Origin of the sequence: Occallatibacter sp. (genome assembly GCF_049802275.1) — a bacterium.
Classification (GTDB): Bacteria; Acidobacteriota; Terriglobia; order Terriglobales; family Acidobacteriaceae; genus Telmatobacter.
Genome location: NZ_JBARMD010000185.1, coordinates 1 through 12,825 on the forward strand (window position 1 = coordinate 1; position 12,825 = coordinate 12,825).

Consider the following 12,825-nt stretch of genomic DNA (forward strand, 5'->3'; position numbering starts at 1 on the left):
GGATTAGGTAACCTGGCGTGGGAACACTGCAACCGACTGCGGCGCCTCGGCCCTGGCCCCAGTCGCAGTCTGTGGAATCAGTGCGAGTTGCTGAGCCGGCTCGATGTATGACGACTCGTGCTCAATGTATGACGGCCAGTTCCTTCTCCGAAGCCGTTGTCAATGCGGGCGGCCGCGACAGGCTTTCCTAAACTGAGCAGTCTGCCCTGAAAATTCTCATACCTCGATCAAAACCATCCTTGCGCAGCAAGGGTGGGAAAGCACGATCCCACCCGATTTTCATGGTCTCGGGTAGCGCAAAGAGCCATGCAAGACTGCGCTAGAAAAAAACCTGGCGACTATTGCAGATAATTTCCTCGTCGCGGCGCACAATGGACTTGCAGCCTCGAGAACATTGGAATCGATTCTCGGGACCCGCCTCAAAACAGGCGTACACCCCTCCCCCCCCTGGGGTCTATTCGCCTTATATTCGCTATCGTTGATGTATATATAGGAAAATAAATGGGAAGAGTAAATTCGTGTCGACACATTCTGCACAATAACAGGTGCATTGACCTGCGCATTGCAGCGCGGACTGTGCAATGCGGCCCTTCTTAGCGTCATTTTGTGCGCGCACGCAATCGATTCGCAGACCCGGAATCTACTGCGGCTTCTGAACGTTCGCGGCAGGAGCAGGTCCTGGTTTTGCCGGCGGCGCAGCGCCGGAATCGTCCGCATCTTCGTCGCAGCTGTGGTCCTTTACCGCGTACGCCGTTTTAACGCCGCGCTCGGCTGCCAGCCGCGTATCCTGCTGTCCATCGCGTGATGCCAGCGCGGCTTGATATTCCGTAAGCGCCTGGTCGCGCTTGCAATCCAGGTCCAGCATTCGCCCCAGGTAGATATGCGACCACGCCAGCAATCGCGGATCCTTGCTGGTCGCAATCGTCTTCTGAAAATCGTCGATCGCCACGTCGGGATGTCCCGTCGCTATAGCTGCGCGCGCCAGGATAAAGTTCGCGCGCGCCTGCTGCGCAACCGAATCCAGCGTGTCGGAGCGATCGGCCAGCGCGGTCCGTGCCATGGCGCTGGCAGTGGCAAAATCACCCTGCGCGAGCTTGGCCTCGGCCAGGTCCAGGCCGGAAAGCTCGCGTGGCTTGCTGCGCGTCAGCACGTCGCCGTCAGCCTGCTTGTCAAACTCTGTTTGCCGCGCGCGATGCACCTGCTGCTGGATGTCCATTCCGTAAACCATCTCCCCGATGGTGTCGCGAAGGCTGGCGGGATCCTTTTCGAACGAGATCAACTGATCAAAGAAGTACTGGGTAAGCACAAATCCCTGCGCCATATCGTGCTGTACCGCCGCAAGGCGCACCGCTTCCATCTTCTGCAACGTCAGTTGGCGCTCGTGCTCATAGCGCGGCAGATCAGAGCGCTCCACCCCTGCGGGAATCTTGTAATCGGGAATGCCCGTGTCCATGGTGCGCGCTTCAATCGCCTTGATCAGGCACTCCACCACCAGCGCCACCGTATTGGAGCGATAGCGGAACTCCAGAGGAGCGTCCTTCACCTCTTTCAATATCGGCTGCATCCGGTCAATCGCATTTGACCGCGAATACAAGAGCGGCTCGATGATGTAATGCAGATAGGTGTGGCGCACATCGTTCATCGGGATCGTGCCGTTCACCGGAGAAACCACCACCACGTAATCGGTCCCATAGATGCGCGCATTCACCAGCTTCGGCGAGAGCTGCGGCTCGATCACCACCACGAAACGGCGCCCCTCGTAAGTCGTGGCCGGCATCTTGAGGTAAAGGTTGGTTGACACGATCATCTTCGACAGCGGATCGTGCAGTCGATCGGTCTCTTCGTCGTACGTGTGATGCGCCGCCAGCCAGATCCCGTGAAGATCGACAGCTTGCACAAAATCGCGCAGCAGCGGCACAATCTCCACCACCTGCGTCGAGTCCGGCGGCATCTCTGTCAGTTCCACGGTGGTTTCAAGAGCAGGCGGCGGGCTCAGATAGAGCGCCAGCGAAATGTATTGCGAAATGTCGCGTTCCGATCCGGTGAGGCGGTGTTGCGCAATATACAGACAGAGCTTGTCGCGCTTGGCGCGCGCATCTTCGCTCTTCGCCATCACATTGTTGATCTCATCGCGAACGCGTTTGCGTACCGGTGCGCTTTCTGCCAGCCCCTCGTCGTACCCGCAGGCATTCAAAGCCGCGGCCATCAGAAACACCGACTCTGAAGGCACCAGCGAAATCGTAGGACCCGCCGGATCGACGAGCGAAGGCGCCTTCTCCTGAACCTGCTGCGAAGACGAACTCTGCCGCTCGGCCTGAGGACTACTGCTGGCTGGACCTTGCGCCCCGGTCGGCAAGGCGACGAAAGCGGAAAGAGCGATTAAAGTGGCAGGAAAAATGAATGCGAATCTGCGAAAGAGGCTACACGGCATCAAAAGGGACCTTGCCAGAAGTCTACGGCATTTCACCGGTTTTCCGCCTGCATCCCGGCACGCGGGTTAACGGCGGTTCCAGACAACGCAGGCGCGTCAGCGAGCGAACTTCTTCCAATACGCTGGTTAGACGCTGTGAACGCTCAAAAAGAAAGGCCCTCGCCCATTTCGGGGAAGGCCTGTGGTGATTCATGCTCGAAGATTCTATCCGCGAACCGAGACGCCTGAGAAAGAAAGCACTGCCAGTCCGCGCACCGGCTGCCCGAAGAAGCGTGCCGGCTCAAAATGGCTCCAAAGCAGCAGGTTCTCCACCTGCGATCGCGTATTGTCGTCGACCGGACCGGAGACGATGCGATAGTCGTACACTTCGCCCTCTCCATTAATGTAGGCTTCAACCACCACGGGGCCACCGACCTCGCGAATCTGGTCATTGCTGCTGACGGCAGATGAGAGATACAGGAAGTGCGGCGAAGTGGCCATACCCAGGGGCTCGTCTTCACCCCGCGCTACCTCTGGCCGCGTAAACATCCCCACTAGAACAGTGACTGTGCCCAAGAGAAGAACTGCGCTGGCAAACCCGGCCGCAGCCTGCAAAAGGAATGGTCCGACGGTGTTCTCCCATGCCAGCTTCCATGACTGCAGAACACTCTTTCGGCTGCGCGCCCGTTCATGGCTCACAGCTACCCGGATGCGCAGCAAAAGATCCGGCGGCTGCGGTACCGGGCCCAGTGCGGCCAGCGACATTTGTGTCTGCTTCAGGGCTTTCCATTCGCCAGAGCAGTCCCCGCATGTCTCGAGATGGGCGGCAATCTCCTGCATCTCGTGTCCCGTCAACCGGCCGTCAAGATACTCCGAAAACTTCAATTGGATGGAGTTGCAGCTGCTCATTGCGTCTCCTCTCCCAGGGAGATCTCAAACCCGCCAGGCGATGTCTTCTTTCTGCCCGGCTGAGACTCCATAAGAATGGTCCTCAGAAGCGCGCGTCCGCGAACGAGTCTCGATTTCACGGTACCGAGATTCACTCCTTGAATCTCAGCCACTTCTTCGTAAACAAAGCCCTCGATATCCCGGAGGATGAGCGTCGTGCGAAACGGTTCCGCCACGTGGCTCAAGGCTTCTTCAACGCGAGCCCGGTTTTGCGCGTGCATCGCCATGTCATAGGGAGACTCGGCAGGATCGATCAGCATCTCCTTCAGCTTGATGGGCGCGCCAGAACAGCTTTCGGTCATCTCCTGCTCGATAGGAACCTCCTGCTGTTTATGTCTCATCCACCAGCGCCGCTGGTTCGATGCTTCATGCAGGGCGATTCGATAAATCCAGGTACGCAACGACGACTCTCCATGAAAACGTCCCACGCCCCTGAAGACCTTTACGAAGACTTCCTGAGCCAGGTCCGCAGCGTCGGCGCGGTCATGCACCATCCGCGCCAGTAGCGAGTAGATCGGCTGGTGGTAGCGCGCAATTAACCAGGCAAAGGCTTCTTCAGAGCCTGTCTGAAGCTCCGCGATCAGTGCGGCTTCCTCTGATCTAAGTGAAAGCGCGCTCGCTAAATTCCCCATGGTGAGATCCGCCTGCAATTCAGTTCCCCCCACGTTATCGCATCAGCGACACATTTGGCATCTCCGGAATTATCCGTTCATTGCCACTTGTGCCGGTTGCCTTGACCACTCGCTCCCAACCCAATCTTGGGTGCCAGGTCACTGCGTGCGCGGGGAGCTAAAGCACGAATGCTCCAAGCGCCTATTCTCTTAGACACCGGCACCCCCCCAAAGTGTTCCCGGTCACGTATGTATTTTGATGTAGATGTCGGATTCTGGAGCGCTTAAGTCGTAAACACAATTCGCCTGCCACTTTCCTTGCGGCTCCAGGCCGTTTCGACCTCAGCCAACGGAACCGGCTCGGTCGTGACCTTGAGAGAACCAGTCGCGGCCAACTCAAAGAGCGTCGGAATGGCGCTGAACACACGTTCAAGCGGCACCGAGCCAAACCCGCCGCCCATTAGCTTCAGGTCGATGCTGCGCAGCGTAGCCCCCGGCAGCGTTATTGTCTTCCCGGCGCTCTCGCCCAGTTCCACCAGGCGTGTAGCCTGCGCGGCATTCGGATCAAATCTCTTGGCGAGGGCCTCCAGCAGCAATTCCGTCGGCCGCCCCCACAGATAGTCGATCACCACGTCGATGCCCTTGCCGGCCTCAACTGAAAATGCTTCGCGGATTGCATCATCGCCCTGCGTAAGCGACACCACGCCGTCCAGGTTCTCTGACGCCAGGGCCTCAAGATTGCGCCCGGCCGCAACGATGCGCCTGGCGCCAAGATGCCGTGCGACCTGGATCGCCAACTGGCCGGCCACACCCGTCGCCCCGAGGATCAAAACCGATTCGCCTTTGACCAGTCGGGCTCGTTCGCTGATCGAAAGCCAAGCCGACATTCCGGGATTGACGATGGCTGCAGCCTGAATATCGTCAATATTGTCCGGCAATGGCAAGCATTTCGCGCGCGAAGCCACGGTTCGCTCACACATCGATCCCCATGGCTTTCGTGCAAACGTGAAGTAAACGCGGCTGCCATTCTTGAGCGTGCCTACGCCATCGAGGCCGGGTACCGCTGGCACTTCGCCTTTCCCCGCATAGTGAGAGCCGCTTGCCAGCGCCTTCACGATAGGGTGCAAACCTGCCGCCCGCACGTCTATCAAAACCTCACCATCCCCGGCTTTCGGCTCCTCGAAATCCTGATAGCGGGGTGGTTGACCCAGCACGTTGACGACTGCGGCTTTCATGAGCAACCTCCGATGCAATTTTAGCTTCGACACGGTTTCAGCCGCTAAACAGGCGGTCGACTCCGGCTATCACCCGCGACTACCGTTAATAAGGATAGTTCGGAGATAATAAGGGAATAGTTGGGATGCTATATCCAATAGCTTCCAGCGTTTGACGAATCCCCGTTAAGCAGAGACAATAGGAGAGTTGTATCCCTCCGTGTGGGCCTGTGGCGCAGCTGGGAGCGCGCTTCCATGGCATGGAAGAGGTCATCGGTTCGATCCCGATCAGGTCCACCAATATCCCCTTTTTTACGATATATTTGCCGGCACCGGCGAATTGACGTCTCGCCTTCCGAGGGTGCTGAGGGGTGCTGTAGTTTTCTCATCTCCAGCGGAAGCATCAATTCCAAGACTCTACGGCTCGCTTCGCGTTTCTGCTGGTCCACCGCGCGGGTGTAAACATCAAGGGTGGTGCGGCAACTGGCATGCCGCATCAATTCCTGCGCCACCTTGATATCGACACCGAGTGATCTCAGATTTGTTGCAAGGGAATGACGAAAACTGTGCCAGCCGATTCGCTTGCCAACGATGCCTTCCTTGACAAGCGCCGGCCGAATGCTCTTCTCCAAGATGCTGTCTGGACTGAGTGGTTTCTGCCCTTTGTGCCAAATTGAGGGGAACAGGAAATCTACGTCGCTTGCATAGGGCGATCGCCTTCTCCAATCCAAGAGCGCGCTGAGCACAACCGGATGGAGAGGCACGGGACGGCACGACGACTCGGTTTTCGTCTTTCCGATTCGGTTTCGGACACAGGACCTCAGAACATTCACTTCCATCGTTCGGAGGTTCAGGTCGGACCACGTCAGAGCGATCATTTCTGATCGACGAAGGCCAGTGCTGCCGATTAGCAAAACCATGGCGCGGTCGCGGACAGAGAGATTTTGCACTAACTTCTGAAACTCGTCGGGAGTGAGAACGTCTTTGTCGCGAAGGCGCTTCTGAGACGTTCTCGCTCTGCTGATCGGATTGAACGTCAACCATTCATGGCGGATCGCATGGTTATACAACACCGAAAGCACGCACTTCAGTTTCGCCTTCGAGGCTGGCGCCAATGGAAGAGAATGTAGCCATTCCTCGACTTCTACTGTTCGAATGGCGCTCAGCCGATAATGGCCCCATCGTGGTTCGATGTAACGCTTGAATAGAAGACGGTGGTTTTCGGTTGTCGAAAACGACTTTCTCCCTGGCGCCAGTTCATGAGCTCGATAATGAGCATCGAGATCACACACTGTGCGAGGAGTCCCAACGTCGACATTGATCAAACCGCGAAGCGCTACGATCGCTTTTTCAGCATCTCGCCGGCTTCGGAGCTGGCCTGTTGTCCCAATGATCTGCTTTTTATAGATTCGTTTTCCGGTGGTGTAGTCGTACCATCGGAAAACCCAGACGCCTACACAGCTCTTCCTTTTCAGTTTGAAAAGACTTCCCTGCTGAAATCTGTTCATTCAATCTCCTTTGCTTCCAATTAGGAAACGGAGGTTCCTCCAAGAGCTGAATGGCTTGGGGTAGTAGTGTCTTGGGATCACCTCTATTCCCGGCTTCTGAAGCCATTCGAAATCAACCAGAACTTAGATTTCCGACGCAGTGAAAATTCCCCTGCGCGCAGACATTGTGACGTCATGACCTGGACTGAACCTAGTCTGGGTTCGCAATTCGGCCTTCGAGTATTGCCATCGCATCACGGTCCTACGGCTTTCGAGCGACTTCCTGGGTAGATCACCTGATCTGGGCTTAGCCTTCTGGCGATCAAGCCCTTGACGGATCGCAAATTGCTTGCGCACTGGCATATTCCTCGGCTATTCCAACGATGGATAGACCGGGAGCCCACCTGCCCGGAAAGGCGACTACTCGTTCACGTGGAATGTAGATCTCTGCCGTGACAGCGCAATGGATGGCTCCTTTTGGCGTGCGCCGCAGAAGAGGCTTCTGAACCAGCTAACAGCTGGCTCTTCACGAAGCTTGTCATGAAAATTTTCAACATGGCCTTCTGCATGGTGCGACCTGGTTGAATGTGATGCCAACATAATTTCCACTCGAGGCCACTCGCGAGAAAGGATAGCCCCGGGTTATTCGCGACTCAGTTCGACACGTCGATTTCGAGCGCGGCCTTCGAGCGTGTCATTGGTGTCGATCGGGCTTGATGCGACCCAACCATCAGTTTTTCCTGTTTAGAATGGCTTGGGTCATTTGTGCTACCAGCTTGTCGATCTCTGCTTTGTGATCGCGGTAGAACTTTATGTGCTCCGGTGGAGCAGCAGCCCATTGAATCTGGTTTGCGGCGCCAGGGCCGGGGCCTTTCTCGCCCGAGTCCAACAACCCAGCAACGATTATGGCTGCCCCGACAGCGGCGCCGGTCATAACGAAGTCGCGCGAAGAGAGTCCATGCACTTTAAGAACCGCAGCGGCTTTGGGCGTTGCGTCAAGGCGCTTGATTCGATCTTCGAGTGGAAGTTCGTTAATAGCTCGGCCGGACGGCATGTCCGTAGATGCCTGAAATTCTCTCGCTACATGGTCCATCGTGAGGGGATAAGCAGCAACGGCCTTTGCTTCGGTCATAGTGTCCTGCGCCCAGATGGGCAGCGTTGACATCATAAGAACCATTGCAAAAGCGAAACGGGCTAGCGGCTGTTTCACATTAGCAATCATTTCGATCTCCATTGTCTGGGTCATTTTGATCTCCCTCTATCTGAATGTTTCTGGCGAATGCACTTACTCGCGGGTGAGTTCGACGCGACGATTACGCGCGCGGCCTTCGAGCGTGTCATTGGTGTCGATCGGGCTTGATGCGCCGAAGCCGTCCGCGGAAAGGCGATCTGGTGCGATGTGGTAGCGGGTCACGAGAGCTTGCTTTACCGCGGCGGCGCGGCGCTTGGACAAGTCAAGGTTGTACGCGTCGCCGCCGATGTTATCGGTGTGGCCCTCCACAGTTAACTTCCAGGTTGGGTTATCCATCATGGCTTGCACGATCTGCTTCAACACCGGTTCCGATTCCTGCTTAATGGTGTCTTTATTGAAATCGAAGTAGATGCCATAAGTCACGGCGCGCTTCTGTTCCTTGAGCTGCTTTTCAACCGAATTGACCGGGCGCGGGACCACAAAGTCGACCTTTACTACTTCCACCCGGAACTTGTCGTCATGCAAGGCGGTGGACTTTTCTTTCCAAAGCAGGACGAGGGGATCCAGACGATCGTCGATCACATAGATATCGGCAGCAGCGTTGTGGGGGCGGGCGCTCTTGGGCCTCGGGTCTTTGCCGATGGAATTGGTGATCCCGGCCAAGTGGATCGCGGGTAACGTGACGCGCTGATCATTTACGATCAACGGATATGGAACGTCATCAGGCTCAACCCGGGTGAACAGGCCGCCGTCATGGGTCGGCTTCCGCTCGTCTCCATAATCCATCACATCGAGATAGGTTAGATTGGTCTTCCCTGAACTCTTGATTTCGCCGAAAGACTTGTCAGAAAGCCGCAACCGAGTTACCCCGTGAATCAGATGAGGCATATGCTCGGTCACGACTGTCACATATGTGCTTGCAGATCCGAGGTCTGCGTTGCAGACCGAATCTGTGTGGCTGGATGGTTCTGCTTCATTTCCTTCGTCGAGCCTGAAGGCGCCCGTACTGTTCGTCATGGCAATTGAAGAAGGCGTGCCGGAACCTAGTTCAATTCGACTTTCCACGTCTTCATACTTGATGCCCCAGGCGGTGGTGATCACCGTCCCTGGCTGCAATGGAATTCGGGCCGCGCTTTGAGATGGATAGGGCGCTGCCGGACAAGGCTCTACTGGATCTTTGTCGGAAAAGCTCTGCACCAGGTCGCCGTCGTCATCGCCTCCAAGTAAGTTGGAGAGATTGCTGAGAGGCCCCGCTGTATTGTCCGGCGGAGAGTTTTCTGGCGATCCGGGTTTGTCTCTCTCCGGTTCCGAAGTATGCTGCATTGTGGTGGTGGTCTGGTGAAGTACCGCCGTGGCCTTCTGTTTTAACTTGCAACCTGCGTAGATCAAGCCCCCAAGGCCAAGGATTGCGATGAGGAACAGCACCGCGAACGCAGAGACGATCACTGTCGCGCGGCCGCTCCTGGAATTCGCGGCTGGCTTCGATACAGGCATCCTGGGTTGTGGCGGAGACGTTGTCGGCTGCCATCCGTTGGGAGCCGTCGCCCCTTGAGGTATCTCCGTGGCAGCAGACGGGAATTCTGCTACTGAAGGAGACGGAGCCATCGGATCGGGCGGGGTCGAAGTGGAGGACTCGGCTGGCTGTCCTTCGGAAGCAACGGAAACCCCGCAGTTGGTACAGAACTTGAGGTCAGGCGCAAGGCAGCTGCCGCATTTTATGCAGAAATTCATGGTCTTCAGCCTCCGCCCTTTGGCGTGGCGCACTTGTCCGGAATTTGGGTCACATGTTGATAGAGCTGTCGGGTTGGTCCCCTCATGAAAGTTCCCGATGGGTCAACTTTCTTTGAGGTAAATGGCGTCAGAAAGATGTTGATGGCGTCCGTGACCCACTTGGGAATCGAATACCCAACCCCAGTGTCGAGGTCTATTTCAATCGTTCCCTGCCGGCACGCAAATGCCGTGTTCGGCGCCTTGAGCGCGGTGCCTGAAAATCGGAAGGACATGTAGACACCGGCATTAAATCCAAATGCGCCGATGCCAACCATGGTCCGTATATCGAATCCCATGACAACGGAATTAATTCCGACTGAAATCCCTTCGACAGAATTTCCAATATCGGTATTCGTAGTCACGGATGTACCAGCACTCAGCCGCCAGGCTTTCGCCCAGTAACCGGCATCCATTCCTGCACCAAACGAATATTCTCCCTCCGCATTCAGGACCGAGGTTTTGGCGCTGAAAGCCGTTTCGATCAAGAGCGATGAATTGAAGGAGAGGGACAAGGGAGCTGGCCCGCCCAGAGGAATGGAGAGGTCGATCGGCAGCCAAAGCTTTTTATGGAAATTGGACTTGAAGTCCTGCGCAGCGGAAGCATTGAGATGAAGTTTGATGCCGACATTGCCTTTCAGTCGGATCCCACAATCCTGCACGCCGTCCTTGATGTGCAGAAAGAACTGAACCCCGGAGTTGCGAAGCGTCATGTAGCCCGAGGCGCGGAGCTTGAGACCGTCCTTGTCGTAGTCGTACTCCACACCGATGCCGCCATCGGAGCCTGCCATCGGGATTGCCCGACCACCTGCGAGATTGACGAGCGGTAACTGCCCCAGGAGCTTAGGCGGATCGAAAGGCTGCAAGGGAATCTGCAGCGGCTGGATTCCACTTACACCGGCTGCACCCGGCATCTGCAAGCTCTGTCCGCTCGTCCGTACCAGCCTCGCTCCGCCAAACTGCAACCCTGATCTGTTGGCGGAAGGCCGTCGCCCATACACTCGATTCGGTGACCAGCGGCGGCCCAACTTGTAATAAGAATCACGATGACCATCCGCAAACGACCTGACCATGGTGGTGGGTGTCCAGTGCCCGGCACGCGAAACTCTGGAAAGAACCATGCGCTCGTCCATGTGATCGGGCACACTTTGCCTGTTGAAGCTGGTCTTAGAGTCATCGGGATCGGGTGGCTGGGGGTAGTCCGGCGCCACATACGAGATCATGTTGTTCAGGTCGATGTTCTCGTTCATTTCGAAATTTCCGTTCCGAATCACATCGGTGAGTTGAACGGGGCCGAGAATGACCTTGACCGTATCTCCCTGGCGGTTGAGGCTCAGTACGCGGCCGACGGCGCGGCCAGTGGCGAAGACAATCTTGCCTTCCTGAAAATCACTGACCTGGGGCGCATTCGCGTCAAATGTCCACGTCATGCCGTCCGATGCGACAGACTTGATCGCCTTATCGCCGTTCTCCATGAGAATGATGTCCGGCTGGTACTCAACCGATGGATCGCGCTTGGGTGCAACTCCGAACTTGACCTGCGAGTCTGAGAGCGTGTGCGGGTCAATCGCATGAATCACCGTCGCACCCGAATGCAAATTCGGGTCGAAGATGTCGATGTTGTCGCCGGCCGATGGCTTGGCTGAAGAATCCTGGGAACTCTGCGAACGGTCGTTGCCGGGCGTAGCGGCATGCTTGCATCCGCCTAGCACGAGGCAAACAACGACTGCGGTTCGCAACAGGTTGCTGCAAACCGCGGAAGGCCGCGCCCAAAAGCGACGAACCTTCGTGGCTTTCATGACAACCCCGCCTGTTTTGCCGTGAGCGCGCCGATTGCATACGTCATCATGCCCGATGACGAGCGCGTAGTTGCTGCCGTTGCGACAGGGCTGGCAGACACGCCGCAGTGCCCACAATGGGCTGCTCCGACGCTGAGCAACTTTCCGCATGATTTACAAAAGCTCATTCCACTTTCCTTCCGCTTTCCTCAAGCTCAGAGATTGGCGATGATCTCTTGCGCCAATGTCTTGACTGCGTTCGTGCTGCACGGGCAAGACATGTACATGATGCGGATCAGCTTGTCGCCTTTGCGGACGAACATCATCGAGTCGGCCTTGGAAAATGCTTCGTCGCCAATTCCGTCGATTGCGTCAATGCCGCCAGTGGCGCCGACGCCCAGGAACTTAGCGTTCAGCTTCATCTGTTCTTCCGCTCCCTTGGAGTCGATTGTGAAACTGAGCACGACTGTATTTCCGTCGGCGCTTGGGGTATCGTCAGAAGCGGTCTTCGGCATGCTGTTCCCTATTGCCCCTGCAAATTGTTCGATCGCGCCCTGGGTCTTCTTGTCCGCTCCCTTCGCGCCCAACATTGCGGCAGCGTGCTTAGCCGCCATATCTGCGACCGATCCCTTCGCCAGGTAGGAACAGCCCCCATCGATTGGACTGGTGTCGACGATTTCCACGCCGATGGCGTGGCTGACATCGTCCTTGCTCAGCAGGCGACAGGCATCACCGGCGGGAGCTGAGTTCGCTGCGGATGGTGTGGATTGACCTGCCGATCCCGGCGCACTAGGCGATTGAACGTCGGTGGCTGCCGCCGATTTTGGAGCCGTTTCTCCCAGGAGCTCGTGAGCCTTCTGGCTGACCTTGTGGCCGAGGTAAATAACGCCGCCGACCGCAACCGCGCCACCAACGAAGATAATGACCACGGCAACCTTGACCCAGGTACTGGAGGACTTGGCTCCGCCGGCTATGGAAGTAGAACCACCAGGAGCCGGGGGATCAACCGGAGCCGACTCTGGCGCCGCCGAAGGTTGATTCTCCGAACTGGAGGGCGGGCTGGGCGCTTGCCGCGTGCTCGCCCCACATGCTCCGCAGAATCCGGCACCCTCACGAATTGGCGCTCCGCATGCTCCACAGAACGTGCTCATCGTCGTCCCTCCTCCATTGCGATTCGCATCGAACTCCTGGCACCGTGAATAAGCAGGGCTTGACAGGATGTCTTGACACGTGGAGTCGCAATCACGGCAGAGCGAACAGCTTGTTGCATATAGCGCCGAGCCGTTGCCCGAGCTCGGCGTTGTGGATCTTCGGTGCTCCGGGGTCGATGACACTGATATCGCATCCGCGATCATGGCCCTTGGCCGCAGAGAGCGCACCCGCCTCGTTCCAGAACGCGCCGTCGCCGATGCCGGAAA

Annotated in this window: 9 protein-coding genes, 1 tRNA gene and 1 pseudogene; 2 read left to right on the plus strand and 9 right to left on the minus strand. The window is 57.0% G+C overall.

Going from position 1 to position 12,825, the window contains the following annotated elements:
• Positions 1-640: 640 nt before the first annotated feature.
• From WA354_RS06185 to WA354_RS06200, 4 genes are all read right to left on the minus strand, one after another.
• Positions 641-2,431 (minus strand): YfgM family protein, encoded by a 1,791-nt coding sequence (locus tag WA354_RS06185; RefSeq protein ID WP_472812135.1) that lies wholly within the window; start codon positions 2,429-2,431, stop codon positions 641-643.
• A 204-nt stretch (positions 2,432-2,635) separates the two neighbouring features.
• A complete protein-coding gene (locus WA354_RS06190) occupies positions 2,636-3,319 on the minus strand; it encodes a zf-HC2 domain-containing protein (protein ID WP_472812136.1) in 684 nt (227 codons plus the stop codon).
• The gene (locus WA354_RS06195; RefSeq protein ID WP_472812137.1) at positions 3,316-3,990 is read right to left on the minus strand and encodes an RNA polymerase sigma factor; all 675 of its coding nucleotides are present in this window, start codon (positions 3,988-3,990) and stop codon (positions 3,316-3,318) included. Before WA354_RS06195 ends, WA354_RS06190 begins: the two co-directional genes overlap by 4 nt.
• Before the next feature lie 263 nt (positions 3,991-4,253).
• A complete protein-coding gene (locus WA354_RS06200; RefSeq protein WP_472812138.1) occupies positions 4,254-5,204 on the minus strand; it encodes a quinone oxidoreductase family protein in 951 nt (316 codons plus the stop codon).
• A 203-nt stretch (positions 5,205-5,407) separates the two neighbouring features.
• Between WA354_RS06200 and WA354_RS06205 the strand changes: the two genes are divergently transcribed.
• Positions 5,408-5,483, plus strand: a tRNA-Ala gene (locus WA354_RS06205).
• Positions 5,484-5,638: 155 nt separating this feature from the next.
• On the opposite strand, the pseudogene WA354_RS06210 reads toward WA354_RS06205, so the two are convergent.
• Positions 5,639-6,475 (minus strand): annotated as a pseudogene (locus tag WA354_RS06210) (tyrosine-type recombinase/integrase); the annotation flags it as partial.
• Here WA354_RS06210 and WA354_RS06215 point away from each other — a divergent pair.
• Positions 6,455-6,715 (plus strand): hypothetical protein, encoded by a 261-nt coding sequence (locus WA354_RS06215; RefSeq protein ID WP_472812139.1) that lies wholly within the window; start codon positions 6,455-6,457, stop codon positions 6,713-6,715. The pseudogene WA354_RS06210 and the gene WA354_RS06215 sit on opposite strands and share 21 nt — an antisense overlap.
• Positions 6,716-7,400: 685 nt before the next feature.
• On the opposite strand, the gene WA354_RS06220 is transcribed toward WA354_RS06215, so the two are convergent.
• From WA354_RS06220 to WA354_RS06235, 4 genes are all read right to left on the minus strand, one after another.
• On the minus strand, positions 7,401-7,916 hold the full coding sequence (locus WA354_RS06220; protein WP_472812140.1) for a hypothetical protein: 516 nt from the start codon (positions 7,914-7,916) through the stop codon (positions 7,401-7,403).
• A gap of 39 nt (positions 7,917-7,955) precedes the next feature.
• Positions 7,956-9,308 (minus strand): OmpA family protein, encoded by a 1,353-nt coding sequence (locus tag WA354_RS06225; RefSeq protein WP_472812141.1) that lies wholly within the window; start codon positions 9,306-9,308, stop codon positions 7,956-7,958.
• A gap of 290 nt (positions 9,309-9,598) precedes the next feature.
• Positions 9,599-11,545 (minus strand): hypothetical protein, encoded by a 1,947-nt coding sequence (locus WA354_RS06230; RefSeq protein WP_472812142.1) that lies wholly within the window; start codon positions 11,543-11,545, stop codon positions 9,599-9,601.
• 77 nt (positions 11,546-11,622) lie between these two features.
• Positions 11,623-12,558 carry a hypothetical protein gene (locus WA354_RS06235; protein WP_472812143.1) on the minus strand — a complete coding sequence of 312 codons (936 nt, stop codon included), beginning with the start codon at positions 12,556-12,558 and terminating at the stop codon, positions 11,623-11,625.
• Positions 12,559-12,825: the final 267 nt, after the last annotated feature.

Bases quoted from the DNA above. Each gene is read 5' to 3' on its own strand.
- WA354_RS06185 (WP_472812135.1), bottom strand. From the start codon at position 2,431: ATGCCGTGTAGCCTCTTTCGCAGATTCGCATTCATTTTTCCTGCCACT.
- WA354_RS06190 (WP_472812136.1), bottom strand. From the start codon at position 3,319: ATGAGCAGCTGCAACTCCATCCAATTGAAGTTTTCGGAGTATCTTGAC.
- WA354_RS06195 (WP_472812137.1), bottom strand. From the start codon at position 3,990: ATGGGGAATTTAGCGAGCGCGCTTTCACTTAGATCAGAGGAAGCCGCA.
- WA354_RS06200 (WP_472812138.1), bottom strand. From the start codon at position 5,204: ATGAAAGCCGCAGTCGTCAACGTGCTGGGTCAACCACCCCGCTATCAG.
- WA354_RS06215 (WP_472812139.1), top strand. From the start codon at position 6,455: ATGAGCATCGAGATCACACACTGTGCGAGGAGTCCCAACGTCGACATT.
- WA354_RS06220 (WP_472812140.1), bottom strand. From the start codon at position 7,916: ATGACCCAGACAATGGAGATCGAAATGATTGCTAATGTGAAACAGCCG.
- WA354_RS06235 (WP_472812143.1), bottom strand. From the start codon at position 12,558: ATGAGCACGTTCTGTGGAGCATGCGGAGCGCCAATTCGTGAGGGTGCC.